The 14,810-nt window shown below is 74.6% G+C and carries 12 protein-coding genes; 11 read left to right on the top strand and 1 reads right to left on the bottom strand.

Features of this window, described 5'->3' with window-relative positions; all coding sequences use genetic code 11:
* Positions 1-48: 48 nt before the first annotated feature.
* Positions 49-1,407 carry an NsdA family TPR-like regulatory protein gene (locus tag H300_RS0107975; protein WP_028427008.1) on the bottom strand — a complete coding sequence of 453 codons (1,359 nt, stop codon included), beginning with the start codon at positions 1,405-1,407 and terminating at the stop codon, positions 49-51.
* A 464-nt stretch (positions 1,408-1,871) separates the two neighbouring features.
* Between H300_RS0107975 and H300_RS25660 the strand changes: the two genes are divergently transcribed.
* From H300_RS25660 to H300_RS0107920, 11 genes are all read left to right on the top strand, one after another.
* Positions 1,872-3,008 carry a polyprenyl synthetase family protein gene (locus tag H300_RS25660; protein ID WP_051269740.1) on the top strand — a complete coding sequence of 379 codons (1,137 nt, stop codon included), beginning with the start codon at positions 1,872-1,874 and terminating at the stop codon, positions 3,006-3,008.
* The gene (locus H300_RS0107965) at positions 3,005-4,096 is read left to right on the top strand and encodes a polyprenyl synthetase family protein (protein ID WP_106966755.1); all 1,092 of its coding nucleotides are present in this window, start codon (positions 3,005-3,007) and stop codon (positions 4,094-4,096) included. Before H300_RS25660 ends, H300_RS0107965 begins: the two co-directional genes overlap by 4 nt.
* Positions 4,097-4,190: 94 nt before the next feature.
* Positions 4,191-5,216: a terpene synthase family protein gene (locus tag H300_RS31430; protein WP_028427006.1), complete on the top strand. Its 1,026-nt coding sequence runs from the start codon at positions 4,191-4,193 to the stop codon at positions 5,214-5,216.
* Entirely contained in the window at positions 5,213-6,679 is a 1,467-nt protein-coding gene (locus H300_RS0107955) for an FAD-dependent oxidoreductase (protein ID WP_028427005.1), read from the top strand. Before H300_RS31430 ends, H300_RS0107955 begins: the two co-directional genes overlap by 4 nt.
* Positions 6,676-8,046 (top strand): NAD(P)/FAD-dependent oxidoreductase, encoded by a 1,371-nt coding sequence (locus H300_RS0107950; protein WP_028427004.1) that lies wholly within the window; start codon positions 6,676-6,678, stop codon positions 8,044-8,046. Before H300_RS0107955 ends, H300_RS0107950 begins: the two co-directional genes overlap by 4 nt.
* A 141-nt stretch (positions 8,047-8,187) precedes the next feature.
* On the top strand, positions 8,188-9,195 hold the full coding sequence (gene mvk / locus H300_RS25655) for a mevalonate kinase (protein WP_051269737.1): 1,008 nt from the start codon (positions 8,188-8,190) through the stop codon (positions 9,193-9,195).
* On the top strand, positions 9,179-10,186 hold the full coding sequence (gene mvaD, locus H300_RS0107940) for a diphosphomevalonate decarboxylase (protein ID WP_028427003.1): 1,008 nt from the start codon (positions 9,179-9,181) through the stop codon (positions 10,184-10,186). The genes mvk and mvaD overlap by 17 nt, the downstream gene beginning before the upstream one ends.
* Positions 10,183-11,454 carry a phosphomevalonate kinase gene (locus H300_RS25650; RefSeq protein ID WP_486583634.1) on the top strand — a complete coding sequence of 424 codons (1,272 nt, stop codon included), beginning with the start codon at positions 10,183-10,185 and terminating at the stop codon, positions 11,452-11,454. Before mvaD ends, H300_RS25650 begins: the two co-directional genes overlap by 4 nt.
* Positions 11,451-12,548, top strand: a complete 1,098-nt coding sequence (gene fni / locus H300_RS25645; RefSeq protein ID WP_037979440.1) for a type 2 isopentenyl-diphosphate Delta-isomerase — start codon at positions 11,451-11,453, stop codon at positions 12,546-12,548. Before H300_RS25650 ends, fni begins: the two co-directional genes overlap by 4 nt.
* Positions 12,545-13,621, top strand: a complete 1,077-nt coding sequence (locus H300_RS0107925; RefSeq protein WP_158678336.1) for a hydroxymethylglutaryl-CoA reductase — start codon at positions 12,545-12,547, stop codon at positions 13,619-13,621. Before fni ends, H300_RS0107925 begins: the two co-directional genes overlap by 4 nt.
* On the top strand, positions 13,611-14,786 hold the full coding sequence (locus H300_RS0107920) for a hydroxymethylglutaryl-CoA synthase (RefSeq protein ID WP_028427001.1): 1,176 nt from the start codon (positions 13,611-13,613) through the stop codon (positions 14,784-14,786). The genes H300_RS0107925 and H300_RS0107920 overlap by 11 nt, the downstream gene beginning before the upstream one ends.
* Positions 14,787-14,810: the final 24 nt, after the last annotated feature.

The raw sequence follows: 14,810 nt of genomic DNA, 5'->3' as shown, positions 1-14,810 counted from the left end.
TCCGTGACCCGCGCTTGTGCCCTTGTGCAGCAGCGCTCGGCGCCTCGTTCAGCCCGCGAGGCGTTCCGGGGGGCCCTGGTAGGCGGCGTAACCGTCCAGGCGGCCGAGGGCCGAGCGCACGGACGGCCGCCGGGCGTGGGGCAGCAACCTGGTGCGCAGGTCGTCGAGCCGGTCGGCGGTGCGCGGGCAGCGGATGCGGCCGTAGTCGTCGAGCAGCCGGTCGGTGACGGTGCAGGCCCGGTCCAGCCGGCCCTCCAGCAGGTGGACCTCCCCGAGTTTGGCCAGTGTCAGTGCACGGGCGCGGTGCGAGCGCGGCGGCCGGTGCCGCAGCGACGCCCCCAGCGCCTCCCCGGCCCTGCCGTAGTCGCCGAGGCTCTGGAGCACCTGGCCCCGCTGGTAGTGCAGCGCCGCCAGGGGATAGCCGCTGAACGGTACGGGGGACTCCTCCTCGCCTCCGCCGTGCAGTGCCCTCGCGTCGGAGAGCGCCGAGAGGGAGCGTCGCCGCTCCCCCGCCGCCGCGTGCACCACGGCCAGGTGGCTCATGAGGTACGCCCGGATCGGCGCCGGAGCGTCCTCGGGGGCAGCCGACCAGGCCGCCTGGGCGAGAGCCGGGTCGTGGTGGCCGAGCTGGTTGAGCTGAGCGCTCATGGCCCGCAGTGTGACGGCGTACTGGGTACGGTCCCCGGCCTCCACCGCCAGCTGCGCGGCCACGTGGAAGTACTGCTGGGCCGCGCCGCTCTGCCGGCAGTCCACGCACATGCGCGCGAGCAGGTGGGTCAGCCGGGACAGCTTGCCGAGGATCAGCGCGTGGGTCCGCCGATCGGACCGGTCGGCGAGGAACGCGGCACCGTCCGTGGCGAGGTAGGCGGGCAGGGCGGTACGGCCGTGGGCGCCGCCGTGGACGTCGATGGAGTCCGCGTAGTGCGTGAGGGTGTGCGTCAGGGCCGCGGCGTCACCCGGCCCGATCCGCCAGGGGCCCCGCGCGGGACGGGGCTCGATCTCGCCCCACTCAGGAGGGGCGCTGGCCCGCTTGAGGGGGAGCGCGCGGAAGGCCGCCCGGGAGCCGGGTCCGAGATCCGCCGCGGTGAGCATCGCCAGTGCTTCCGGCCCGCGGCCTCCGGTCGCGCCCAGGGCGTCCGCCGGCTCGTGGGGGACGCGACCCAGCGCGGTCTCCTGGACACTGACGTGCCGGCCGAGCCGCCGGGTCAGGACCTCGGCCACCAGCTCGGGGACCGGGGCGGGGGGCCGCGAGCCTGCCAGCCAGCCGGCGACCGACTTGCGGTTGTACCGGAGCCTGCGCTGGTTCTCGGCGGCGCCGAGGTTGACGGACCGGGCAAGGGCCTCGCCCGAGAGCGCCGCCTCCCCCATGAGCCGTTTCAACTGGTGGTTCGGGTGACTGCGTGACATGACGGCTCCTCCGAGCTCGTTCCAGTGGCAGAAAGAGAACCCCCGCTGACGGCTGTGCACCGTTGGCCGACGCAACACGGCGACGGTATGCCGAGACCGTCCGTCGACCACAAGGCAGTCATCGTGTAACCGCGTTCGCGTGCACTAAGCGATGCTTTCCAGCCGCCTTTTTGCCGCCCCTGATCCGAGTGGCGAAAACAATCCCTCGGGCACAAGCTCACAAGAATGCGACCCGTGGGACACCGAGGTACGCGGAAGGATCTGGCACCGCGAGAGCGCCGCTGCTTGACTTCTGGATGTCGGCAGGCCGGTGAATTCGGCGCCGTAAATCACGGGTGAATTCCTCGCGTCCCGGGCGAGCGGTACGGCTCCCTGCCGCGGGCCGTCGCGGCGGTCCACGACGGCCCCGCGGACACGCGCCGCACCCGACATGACCGGACCAGTGGGAGTGGGAGACGAGATCCATGGAACAGACAGAGGTCCGCAGCGCCCCGACCGCCACCGGCGTCGAGGGAGTGCTGGCCGAGTGCCGTGCGGCCACGCTCCCCTCCCTGGGCAGAGCCGTGGAGGGCATGCATCCGCGGCTGGCCCGGGTCAGTGCCTACCACCTGGGCTGGTGCCGTGCGGACGGCACTCCGACCGGGGCGCACGCCGGCAAGATGCTGCGCGCCGCCCTGACCATGCTGACCGCGCGGGCGTTCGGGGCCAGTACCTCGGCCGCGGTGCCGGGCGCGGTCGCCGTCGAACTGGTGCACAATTTCTCTCTGCTGCACGACGACCTGATGGACGCGGACGAACTGCGGCGAGGCCGCCCCACCGCCTGGGTGGTGTTCGGCCGAGGGCCCGCCGTGCTGGCCGGCGACGCACTGCTGAGCGGGGCGCTGCGCGTCCTCAACGAGGTCCGCGGGACCTCCGGTCCTCCGGCGGTCGCCGCGCTCTCGTCCGCGGTGGACGCCATGATCCAGGGGCAGGCGGCCGATCTGGAACTGGACGGCTGCCCGGTGGACGAGGTGGGCACCGGCGACTACGAGGCCGCGTGCGCCAAGACCAGCGGGCTGCTCCGCGGCTGCCTCGAAACGGGAGCGGTGCTCGCCCATGCCCCGGCTCCGGCGGTCCGCATGCTCCGCTCTGCCGCTCAGGACCTCGGTATGGCGTGGCAGGTCGCCGACGATGCCGAGAGCCTGTGGGGGGACCCCGCTGCCAGTGGCAAGGCGCCGTGCGGCGACCTGCGTGTCGGCAAGAGGACCTACCCCGTCATCGCCGCGCTGCGGTCCGGCACCGACGCGGGATACCGGTTGGCCGAGCGGTTGGGCGGCGGGGAACCGGCGGACTCGGAACTGGCCGAACTGGCGGGCCTCGTGGAGGAGGCGGGCGGGCGCAGCGCCGCCGAGCGCACCGCCCGCCACCACCTCGACGAGGCTCTGCGCACGCTGGAACGGGCGGGCGGGGAGCCCGCTGCCGTCGCCTCCGTGTCAGCACTGTTCCGCCACGTGCTGGACCGCCATCACCGGCGGTCCTCCCCCGCCGCGTCCCGCACTGCCGCGGTCACCCCGCCCGGGGCCGCCGCAGCCGCCTCAGTCACGAAGGGAGCGGCTCTGTGAACGCGGTCGGGGCCACGGGCCCCACGGCAGGGGCGAGCACGGACACCGCCGCCCCCGAGGTGGCCTCTCCCGGCCCGGACACCGGTCCCGACGCGTGGCTCCACCACGCCCGCGCGGTCACCGATCCGGTGCTGCGGCGGGCGGTCGCTCCGCTGCACCCGCGGGCCCGGACCATCGCGGGCTACCACCTGGGCTGGTGGGACGTGCACGGCCGACCCGTCACGACGGGCTGGGGCAAGGCCGTGCGGCCCGCCCTCGTCCTGCTCTCCGCCCGGGCCCTCGGTGCCCCGCCGGGCACCGGCGCGCAGAGCGCCGCCGCCGTCCAGCTCGCGCACGACTCCTCGCTGCTGCACGACGACATCATCGACCGCGACGAGGTCCGGCGGCACCGGCCCGCCGCCTGGCGTGCCTTCGGCACCGCGGGTGCGCTGCTGGCCGGTGACGCCATGCTCGCCCTGGCGGTGTCCCTGGTCCGGCGGGACGGCGCGAGCGCGCCGGCGACCGCGGCCCTGAACGAGGCCGTGCAGCAGTTCCTCGGCGGCCAGTTCGAGGACATCGGCTTCGAGGAGCGCGCGACGGTCTCCCTCACCGAGTGCACCGCCATGGCCGCACGGAAGACCGGCGCCCTGCTGGGTGCCGCCTGCCGCCTGGGTGCGCTGGCCGGCGGGGCGGACGAGGCGCGAGCGGCAGAGCTGGCGGCCTTCGGCTGCTCCCTCGGACTGGCCTTTCAACACGTGGACGACCTGCTCGGCATCTGGGGGGACCCGCGGACGACCGGCAAGCCGGCGGGTGCCGATCTCCACGCCCGCAAGAAGAGCCTGCCGGTGGTGATCGCGTGGGAGTCGGGCACCTCCGCGGCCGGCGAACTCGCCGAGCTCTATGCCCGCGACCCCTCCCTGGACGACACGGAGACCCTCCGCCGCGCCGCCCACCTGACCGAGCGCGCCGGGGGGCGGCAGCGAACCGGTGAACTCGCACGCCGGCACCTCTCCGAGGCGCTGGACCGCCTCGACGGCGTGCGACTCCCCGAGGCCGACACCCTGCCGCTGCGCGACCTGGCCTCGTGGCTGGTCCTTCGCGACCACTGAAACGCCGCTCCGGCCCTCCCCCGCCCGCACACCCCTCACGCGCCCGCCCACCGGCGGCGCCGCCCGGCCCACGGCCGGGGAAAGGAGAAGTATCGTGCACAGCCCGGTCTCCGATCCCGTCCTCGACACTGTCCTGCCCCACTGGCCCTTTCCTGCCGCCCCCTCCCGCGACCCCGGCGACATCGCAGCCGTCGAGAGCGGCGGTGCCCGATGGGCGAGGCGCCTGGGCCTGATCGACTCGGAGGACCCCCGGCACCCGCTGCGGTGCCTGTGCGCGGGTGAACTGGTCAGTCACGGCTATCCCCGGGCGGACACCGGGGTCCGCGTGCTCATCACCCAGTGGACGATGTGGTACTTCACCCTCGACGACCACTTCGAGGACGGCGACGCGGGCGCCGACGCCGACGCCGCGGACCGTGCGGCGGCGCCCTTCAGGCGCCTGGTGGACGCCGCCAGGCGGCGCGAGCCGCTCCCGGACACGGAGGGCCCCCTCCAGCAGGCGCTCGCGGACCTGCTGGAGCGGACCGACCAGCACATGGCGCCCGTCCAGTTCGCCGAACTCCTCGCGCACCTCGACGACTACTTCACCTCCCTCGTCGTGGAGTCCGACTACCGCGCACGCGGCGTCCTGCCCGGCGTCGACTCCTACATCGCCCTGCGCCGGGACACCGGACCGGTGCTGCCGCTGCTGGACTTCGTGGAGCAGGCCGAGTGCGTACGGCTCCCGGCCCGCTTCTACGGCACCCCGGAGTACACCGAGATGATCGGCTGCGCCGCGGACATCGCCTCCTGGATCAACGACCTGTGTTCGGTCTCGAAGGAGCTGGAGCGCCCGGACGCCTACAACTTCGTGGTCCTGCTGCACCGGCTGGAGGACAAGTCGCTCCAGGACGCGGCCGCCGAGACACTGGCCCGCATCGAGCAGCGGGTGCGGGCACTGGAGCAGGCGCTGGAGCGGGCCGGCGGGCCCTCCGGCACCGGCGGGCCCTACACTCCAGCCGAGAGGGCGGCTCTGGACACCTGGGCCGGCGGGCTGCTCAGCTTCCAGAACCACGTCGAGTGGTATCTGCGCCACGGGCGCTACGACCGGGACGAGTCCCGTTCGGAGGTCCCGGCGTGACCGGCGGCGGCCCGGCCCCGAGCAGCACCCCCGCGGCGTCCACCGGGGGGCCCGGTCCCGACGGAGGTCCCCACGTCGTCGTGGTCGGCGCGGGCATCGCCGGCCTCACCAGCGCCTTCCTGCTGCAGCGGCAGGGCTGCCGGGTCACCGTGCTCGAAAGCGCGGGCCCGGAGTACGTCGGCGGCCGGATGGGCTCCGTGCAGCGCGGCGGCTTCTTCGTCGACACCGGTGCCTCCTTGCTGTCCCGGCGCTACCACGCGATGCTGCGGCTGGCCGATCTGGCCGGGGCGGGCGACCGGCTCCTGCCGTCCTCGGACACCATCGGGCTGATGCGCGACAGGCGGGTGCACCGCATCCGGGTCGGTTCGCTGCCGCGCATGGGGGCCGGACTGCTGCGGTTCGCCCCGTTCCCCTCCGACCTGCCCAAGCTGATGCTGGACCACCTGCGCATCCGGCGCTCGCTGGACTGGTACGACATGTCGGCGGCGGCCCGCCACGACGGTGAGTCGGTGGCCGGGTACGCGGTCCGCCGCGGGCTGCGGCCGGGGACCGTCAACCACCTGCTGGACCCGCTGTGCATGCTCGCCTCGCTCCAGGACGTCGAACGCACCTCCTCGATCGCTCCGTTCATGCTGCTCAACTCCCTGCTGGGCGGCGGCGGGCTGTTCACCTTCCGCGAGGGTGTCGGGCTCCTGCCGCGGCTCCTCGCGGCCCGGCTGGCCGTCACCCATCACGCCACCGTGCGGCAGGTCGAGGAGAACGCGACCGGCGTCGCCGTCACCTGGGAGGGGCAGGACGGCACCGGTGAGCACACCGAGCGGGCCGACGGCTGCGTGCTGGCCGTGCCCGCGTCCCGGGCCCCCGACCTCTACGGTCAGATGCGGCCGCCGTTCGCCGAGTTCTTCCGGCGCACCGAGTACACCGGCAGCGTCCACGTGGCCTTCGGCCTGGACCGGCCCACCGCCGAGCGGTCCGTGATGGTCAACGTCCCGCGTGCGGAACACCCCGCCCTCGTGGGCGTGATCCTTCCGCACAACACCGCTCCCGGGCGGGTGCCCGAAGGCCGGGGGCTGGTCATGGCGCACTTCCGCGGCTCCTGGTCGGACCGCCACCGCGACCTGCCCGAGGAGCGGCTCGTCGGCCACGCGCGTTCCGCCCTGCGGAGCGTGGGCCTGGCGCCCGAGACCGAGGAGCACACCGTCATGACGCACGTCATGCGCCCCGGCCAGTGCGTGGTCTTCCGCCGGCCGGGCGACTACCGCGAACTCGCCCGGCTCAGCTCGGCCTGGCCGGCCGCCTCCCGGGTCCGCCTCGCCGGCGGCGACTTCTTCACCCAGTCCAGCACGCACCACAGCATCTGCTCAGCCGCACGGGTGTCCCGCGAGCTCCGGGAGCGGCTGGAGTCGGCTCCGCCGGCCCGCCCGCACGCATCCGTCTCCGTCCGGACGAAGGGAACGCAGTGAACGCCACGGACACCAAGGAACCGATCATCGTCGTCGGGGCCGGCATCGCCGGTATGACCGCGGCCTTCCGACTCCGTCAGGCCGGGCACCCGGTCCGCGTCCTGGAGGCCGAGGACCGGGCCGGCGGCCGGATGCGCACCCGGGACAGCCGGGGTTACCACATGGACCTCGCCGCGATCCTGCTGATCGAGAACTACACGCAGATGCGCGCGCTCGTCCGCGACCTCGGCATCGAGGACACCACGCTGCGCACCAACAACCTCGTCGGCATCCGCCGCGAGGGCCGCGTCCACCGCCTGCGGGCGGACCGGCCCACCGACCTCAAACGGTCCGGTCTGCTGCCCTGGTCCTCCGTCCCGGGGATGGTCCGCCTGCAGGCGGACCTCCGCCGGTACGCGAACCGCCTGCGCTGGGACAGCGACATGGGCGAGGCGGCCGCGCTCGACACCGAGACCGCCGCCGCCTACGCGGAGCGCCGGCTGGGGAGCGCGTTCCGCGACTGGATCGTGGACCCGATGAGCGCGATGTTCTTCAACTCGCCCCCGGACCTGTCGGTGGTCAACTTCCTGTTCTCGATGCCGGCCGTGAACGCGCCCTGGTTCAACTTCCAGGACCGCGTGGACACGCTCACCACGGCCCTCGCCGCACGCCTGGACGTGGAGACCCGCGCCGAGGTCACCCGGGTGGAGGAGACCGCCGACGGGGTCCGGGTGCACTGGCGGCGGGAGGGCGAGCCCGGGCACACCGAGGAGGCCGCCGCCGCGGTGGTCGCCCTGCCCGGCCCCGTCGCCGCCGGGCTCTGCCCGGGTCTGGGAGCGGCGACCCGGGACTACCTGGCGAACGTGCCGTACGTACCGGACATCCACGTGTACTTCGGTGTCGACCGCGTCCCGGACGAGCCGGCCACCTGTGTGCTCTTCCCGATGCGCGAGCACGCCGACCTGGGGGTCATCACCTTCAACCACAACTTCGCCCCCGGCCGCGCCCCGCAGGGCCACGCCCTGCTGACGAGCTACTACCGCTACCCGTGGGCGATGCGGCACTGGGACGACGACGACGAGAAGGTCGAGGAACTGACCCACGAGGTGCACCGGCAGGCCTGGCCGGAGATGGCCCGGCACATCGAGGCCCACCAGGACATGGCCTACGTGCAGCGCTGGAAGAACGCGGTCATCCTGCGCAAGCCCGGCGACTACGCCCGGCTGCGCGATTTCAACCGCGGCCTCGACCCCCGCTCGCGCATCCAGCTCGCCGGGGACTACCTGGCCTTCAGCGCGACCAACTCCAGCCTCGTCACGGGCGAGCGCGCCGCCGAGCGGGTGAGCCGGGTCGTCACCGCCGGCACGGTCGCCGCCGACCACGGCTGAGGACTGTCCGGATCGAGTGCCGGACCGGAGAAGCGCCCGGGCGTCCGCGGCGTCCGAGCCGGGCTCGGCGCCGGACCGTCGTGCGGCCGCCCGGCCGGTTCGGAGCGGCGGCGTCCGTCGGAAGGGAAAGGAAGCCGGACCATGTCCACGTACTGCACGTCCACGCCCGGGGAGCAGCGGATCGCGACGGGTGAGGCGCACGGCAAGGCGATCCTGCTGGGCGAGCACGCGGTGGTGTACGGGGCGCCCGCGCTGGCTCTGCCGTTGACGGCGCTGACCTGCCGTGCCACGGTGCGCCGTTCGCCGGGAACGGGTCCCGCTGCCGCCGGTCCGCTTCTCGCCGCTCCCGGCAGCAGCGGCCAGCGCAGCGGGCCCGGGGGACACGTCCCCGACGAGTTCCGGCTCCTGCTGGGTGCCTTCGCCGAACGGGCGGGCCTCGGCGCGCCGCCCGCCGTGGAGATGCGCCTCGACAGCCGCATCCCGACCTCCCGCGGACTGGGCTCCAGCGCCGCGCACGCCCGCGCGCTGGTCCGTGCGCTCGACACCCTCTTCGGGAGCGGCCTGGACGAGGAGGCAGCCTTCTCCCTCGTGCAGGTGGCCGAGCAGGCGGCGCACGGCCGGGCGAGCGGGATCGACGCCCGGGCCACCGGCGGCGAGCGGCCGGTCCTCCTCGCGGACGGGCGTCCCCGCACCCCCGGGGTGGGGGCCGGGTTCCACGTCGTCGTGGCCGACAGCGGCAGCGAGGGCAGCACCCGCAGAGCGGTCGGCATGCTGCGGGACGCCTTCGCACGGGAGCCGCAGCAGCGCACGCGGTTCCTCGGCCGGTCGACCGCCCTCACCCGTGCCGCGCTCGACGACCTGGCCGCCGGCCGCCTCGCCATGTTGGGCAGCCACCTCACCGAGGGCCACCGGATGCTCGCCGGTCTCGGCCTGACCACCGACCGCACGGACGCCCTGGCCCGGACCGCCCTGGAGGCGGGCGCGCTCGGAGCCAAGATGAGCGGCGGCGGGCTCGGCGGCTGCGTCGTGGCCCTGGCGGCGACGTCCGCGCACGCCGGGTCGGTGGCCGCCGCACTCACCGCCCGCACGGGCGCCCGCACCTGGACCGCCGCCGTGGCGAAGGGAGCCGGACATGACCACCACCCGTGAGACGGCGACAGCCGTCGCGCACCCCAACATCGCCCTGATCAAGTACTGGGGCAAACGCGACGAGCGCCTGGTGCTGCCTCTGAACGACAGCCTGTCGATGACCCTCGACGTGTTCCCGACGACGACTTCGGTCGGACTCGACCCGGACGCGGTGGCGGATCGCGTCGTCATGGACGGCACCCCCGCCCGGGGCGAGGTGCTGCGACGCGCCACCGGCTTCCTGGCGCTCGTGCGCGAGCAGGCCGGGCGACGGGAGCGGGCCGTGGTCGACACCCGCAACACCGTGCCGGTGGGCGCGGGGCTCGCCTCGTCCGCCGGGGGGTTCGCAGCCCTGGCGCTGGCCGCGACCCGGGCCTACGGCCTGTCCCCCGACGCGGTGCGGCTGTCGCGGCTGGCCCGCCGGGGGTCGGGGTCGGCCGCGCGGTCCGTCTTCGGGGGCTTCGCCGTCTGGCACGCCGGCGATCCCGGCGCCGCCGACCCCGACGCCGCGTCCTACGCGGAACCGGTCGCGGACGCCGCCCTGGACGCCGCGCTGGTCGCCGTCGTCCTGGAGCCGGGGCCCAAAGCCGTGTCGAGCCGCGACGCCATGCGCCGTACCGTCGCCACCTCGCCGCTCCACCGGGAATGGGTGGCGGAGAGCCGCGCCGACCTCGCCCGGATGTACCCGGCGCTCCGTGCCGGGGACATGGCCGCAGTCGGGGAGATCGCCGAGCGGAACGCCCTCGGCATGCACGCCACCATGGAGACCGCCCGACCCGCCGTCCGCTACCGCACCGCCGCCTCGGAGGCGGTCCTCGGCCACGTCCGCGGACTGCGCGCGGACGGGGTGGGCGCGTGGGCGACGATGGACGCCGGTCCCAACGTCAAGGTGCTGTGCGCCTCCGCCGACGCCGTACGCGTGGCCCGGCGGATGCGCGAGGCCACCGGCGCGCGGGTGGTCGTGGCGCGCAGCGGCCCCGGTGCGGCGCTCCGGCAGGTGACGGCCCCGTGACGGCCCGGACCGTCCGGCGCGCGCCCGGGAAGGTCATGGTGGCCGGGGAGTACGCGGTCCTCGAACCGGGGCGGCCCGCCGTGGTCGCGGCCGTCGACCGCTACGTCACCGTCGGCGCCTCGACCGACGGGGACTTCGGGGGCGCCGACGTCGTCGTCGCGTCCGACCTGCTGGACCGCGAAGTGCGGCTCGGCCGCGACGGGGAGCGGCTCGACGCGCTGCCGGGGCAGGACCCCGCCCCGGTGCGGGGCGTGCTGGGACACGTGGTGTCGGTCGTGGAGACGGTCGGGCGGTTGCGGACCGAGCAGGGCCTCGGGCTCGCGCCGGTGCGGCTGTCGGTGCGCAGCGAGCTGCACCACGGCGGCGTCAAGACCGGGCTGGGGTCCAGCGCGGCGGTCACCGTCGCGTGCGTCCGGACCCTGCTCGACCTGTACGGCATGCGGCTGTCCGCCGAGGACCGCTTCCGGCTGGCGCTGCTGGCCACCGTCCGGGTGGACGCGGGCCCCTCGGGGGCCGATCTGGCGGCCGCGACCCGGCGGGGGTGGGTGTCCTACCGCTCGCCCGACCGGCGGGCGCTGCGGGACGGCCTGCACCGCAACGGCGTGGCGCACACCCTCCGGGCGCACTGGCCGGGGCTGGCGGTCCGGTCGCTGCCGCCACCGGACGGGGCGGCCCTGCACGTGGGCTGGAGCGGCACCCCGGCGTCGACGAGCGCCCTCGTCGCCGACCTCGCCGCCCGGCCGGGCCGGGAGAGCGCCTCCCGCGTCCGCTTCCTCGACGAGAGCGAGGAGTGCGTCACCGCCGTGGAACGGGCGTTGCGGCGGGACGGGCCGGAGGCGCTGCTCGACGCCGTGCGCACCGCGCGCGGTCTGCTCAGCCGGCTCGACGAGGAGACCTCCCTCGGCATCGTCACCGCCTCCCTGCACGAGCTCTGCGAAGTCGCCGAGTCCTGTGGTGCCGCCGCCAAGCCCTCCGGCGCGGGCGGTGGCGACTGCGGCATCGCCCTGCTCCCGGCCCACTGCTCCGCCGGACTGCTGCACCGCCGCTGGACGGCGGCCGGCATCACCCCTCTCCCGCTGCGGGTGGCCGACGGCGCCGGACCCGAACCGGGACCCGTGGCGGCGCCCGAGCGGGGGCCCGGACCGGGGCCCGGCCCGGCGCCCGGCACCCGCCTCCACGGCACCGCTCCCGCCTCCGGCAGACGCTCCGGGCCCGAGGCCCGGAGCAGTCCCGAAACCCCACCCTCTCCGCAAGGACGGACCCGATGACCGCACACCGGAAGGACGACCACGTCCGGCTCGCCCACGCGCAGTACGCGCCCGCGGCGGAGCCGCCGCAACCCGGCACACCCTCCAAGGCGCCCCCCGCGTCCCGGCCGAGCCAGTTCGACGAGGTGCGCTTCGTGCACCACGCCCTCGCCGGCACCGACCGCGCGAGAGTCTCCCTCGCGACCCGCTTCGCCGGCATGCGCTGGCCGGTGCCGCTGTACATCAACGCCATGACCGGTGGCAGCCCGCGGACCGGCGAGATCAACCGCGACCTGGCCGTCGCCGCACGCGAGACCGGACTGCCGCTGGCCACCGGCTCCATGAGCCCCTACCTCAAGGACCCGGCCACCGCTTCCACCTTCACCCCGGTGCGCCGCGAGCACCCCGACGGATTCGTACTGGCCAACCTGAACGCCGACGCCACCCCGGAGCAGGCCCGGCGCGCCGTCGGGCTGCTGGCCGCCGACGCGCTCCAGGTCCACGTCAACCCCGTGCAGGAGACCGTCATGCCCGAGGGCGACCGGTCCTTCGCGCACTGGGCCTCCGGCATCGAGCGCATCGCGGCGGCCGTCGACGTCCCCGTCGTGGTCAAGGAGGTCGGCTTCGGACTGAGCGGACGGACCGTGCGTGAACTGGCCTCGCTGGGAGTCCGCGCCGCCGACGTCGCCGGCAGCGGCGGAACCGACTTCGCCCGCGTCGAGAACGACCGCCGCGACAGTCCCGACTACGGCTACCTGGAGGGCTGGGGGCTCAGCACACCGGCCGCGCTCCTGGACGCCCGCGGCTGCGGCCTGCCGCTCCTCGCCTCCGGCGGCGTGCGCAACCCCCTCGACATCGCGCGGGCGCTCGCCCTCGGCGCCCACGCCGTCGGCGCCTCCGGCCCCTTCCTCACCACGCTCCTCGACAGCGGCGTGGACGCCCTCGTCCGGCACATCACGACCTGGCTGGACCACCTGACCGCTCTCATGACCCTGCTCGGCGCACACAGCCCGGACGCACTCGCCGACTGCGACGTGCTGTTCACCGGCTCACTGCGCGCCTTCGCCCACGACCGCGATCCGAAGCGGACCGCGGAGAACGGAGCAACCGCATGACCCTCACGGCCGAACCGTCGACCGACACCGCAGCGGCGAACGTCCCCCTGCGCTGGGTGGGCCCCGTACGCATCTCCGGCAATGTCACCACCACCGAGACGGAGGTGCCCCTGGCCACCTACGAAACCCCGCTCTGGCCCTCCGTCGGCCGCGGCGCGAAGATCTCCCGCCTGGTCGAGGGGGGCATCCGCACCACCCTGGTCGACGAGCGGATGACCCGGTCCGTCCTGGTCGAGGCCGACGACGCCGCGGCCGCCCACTCCGCCGCCCGCGCGGTGACGGAGGACCTCCCCCGGCTGCGGGAGATCACCCGGAACAGCAGCCGCTACGCCCGCCTCCTGGACGTGCGCCACGAGATCACCGGCCCGCTGCTGTTCATCCGCTTCGAGTTCGCCACCGGTGACGCCTCCGGCCACAACATGGCCACCCTCGCCTCCGACGCGTTGCTGGCGCACCTCCTGGCCACCGTCCCGGGCATCCGCTACGGCTCGATCTCCGCGAACTACTGCACGGACAAGAAGGCGACCGCCGTCAACGGCATCCTCGGCCGCGGGAAGAACGTCGTCGCCGAGATCCTCGTCCCCCGGCACGTCGTGGCCGACCACCTGCACACCACCGCCGACCGGATCACCGCGCTCAACATCAACAAGAACCTCGTCGGCACCCTGCTGGCCGGCGGCATCCGCTCCGCCAACGCCCACTACGCCAACATGCTCCTCGCCTTCTACCTGGCCACCGGCCAGGACGCGGCGAACATCGTGGAGGGCTCCCAGGGCGTCACGTACACGCAGGACCGCGACGGCGCCCTCTACTTCTCCTGCACCCTGCCCAACCTGGTCCTCGGCACGGTCGGCAGCGGGAAGGGGATCGACTTCGTCGACACCCACCTCACCCGGCTCGGCTGCCGGGAGGACCGGCCCGACGGCGACAACGCGCGAAGGCTCGCCGCCCTGGCCGCCGCCACCGTCCTGTGCGGCGAACTGTCGCTCCTCGCCGCACAGACGAACCCCGGCGAGCTGATGAAGGCCCACACCCGCCTCGAACGCGCCACGGGAGACGCCCATGTCCGCTGAGACCGCCATCGGCATCCACGACCTGTCCTTCAGCACCACCAGCCTGGTGCTGCACCACACCGAACTGGCCCGCTGCAACGGCACCGACGTGGCGAAGTACCACAAAGGGCTGGGCCAGCGCGCGATGAGCGTACCCACCGCGGACGAGGACATCGTCACCATGTCGGCGGCCGCCGCGCTCCCCCTGGTGCAGCGGCACGGCACCGACCGCATCCGCACCGTCGTCCTCGCGACCGAGAGCTCGATCGACCAGTCCAAGGCCGCGGGCGTGTACGTCCACTCGCTGCTGGGGCTGCCGCCGCAGGTCCGCGTCGTCGAGGTCAAGCAGGCCTGCTACGGCGCCACCGCCGCCCTCCAGTTCGCAGCCGGACTCGTCCACCGGGACCCGGACGAGCAGGTGCTCGTCATCGCCAGTGACATCTCCCGCTACGACCTCGACAGCTCCGGCGAGGCCACGCAGGGCGCGGCGGCCGCGGCCATGCTCGTCTCCGCCGACCCCCAGCTCCTCGAACTCACCGGCCCCACGGGCCTGTTCACCACGGACGTGATGGACTTCTGGCGCCCCAACTACCGCGCCACCGCGCTGGTCAACGGCAAGGAGTCGGTCACGGCCTACCTCGACGCCGTCGAGGGCACCTGGCGGGACTACCGTGCGCGCGGCGGCCTGCCGTTGGAGGAGTTCCGCGCGTTCTGCTACCACCAGCCCTACACGCGGCTGGCGTTCAAGGCGCACCGGACGCTGCGGGAGACCTGCGGCGCACCGGCCGACGAGGACTCGCTGCACCACGCCGTGGCCCCCACCACCGGCTACAACGAGACCGTCGGCAACAGCTACACGGCCTCCGTCTACCTCGCCCTCGCCGCCGCCCTGGAGAACTGCCCGGACCTGGAGGGGCGGACGCTGGGCCTGTTCAGCTACGGCTCCGGCAGCGTCGCCGAGTTCCTCGCCGCCCGGGTGCGCCCCGGCTACCGGTCGCTCCTGCGGTCCGACGCGCACCGGGAGGCCGTCGACACCCGGCAGACCATCGACTTCGACACCTACCGCGCGCTGCGCCGGCAGGACCTGCCCACCGACGGAGGCCACCACGAGCTGCCCCACCGCACCCGGGGGCCCTTCCGGCTGGCCGCGCTCCGCGACCACCAGCGCATCTACGAGGCCGCCTGACCCGCAGCGGTCCCCCGGGCCCCC

The organism is Streptomyces sp. TAA040 (genome assembly GCF_000424845.1).
Note: the sequence above shows the minus strand (reverse complement) of the source record. Positions and strands in the feature narration are given on the sequence as shown.

Excerpts from the sequence above, each read along its gene's own strand:
- H300_RS0107975 (WP_028427008.1), bottom strand. The coding sequence starts at position 1,407 with ATGTCACGCAGTCACCCGAACCACCAGTTGAAACGGCTCATGGGGGAG.
- H300_RS25660 (WP_051269740.1), top strand. The coding sequence starts at position 1,872 with ATGGAACAGACAGAGGTCCGCAGCGCCCCGACCGCCACCGGCGTCGAG.
- mvk (WP_051269737.1), top strand. The coding sequence starts at position 8,188 with ATGTCCACGTACTGCACGTCCACGCCCGGGGAGCAGCGGATCGCGACG.
- mvaD (WP_028427003.1), top strand. The coding sequence starts at position 9,179 with ATGACCACCACCCGTGAGACGGCGACAGCCGTCGCGCACCCCAACATC.
- fni (WP_037979440.1), top strand. The coding sequence starts at position 11,451 with ATGACCGCACACCGGAAGGACGACCACGTCCGGCTCGCCCACGCGCAG.
- H300_RS0107925 (WP_158678336.1), top strand. The coding sequence starts at position 12,545 with ATGACCCTCACGGCCGAACCGTCGACCGACACCGCAGCGGCGAACGTC.
- H300_RS0107920 (WP_028427001.1), top strand. The coding sequence starts at position 13,611 with ATGTCCGCTGAGACCGCCATCGGCATCCACGACCTGTCCTTCAGCACC.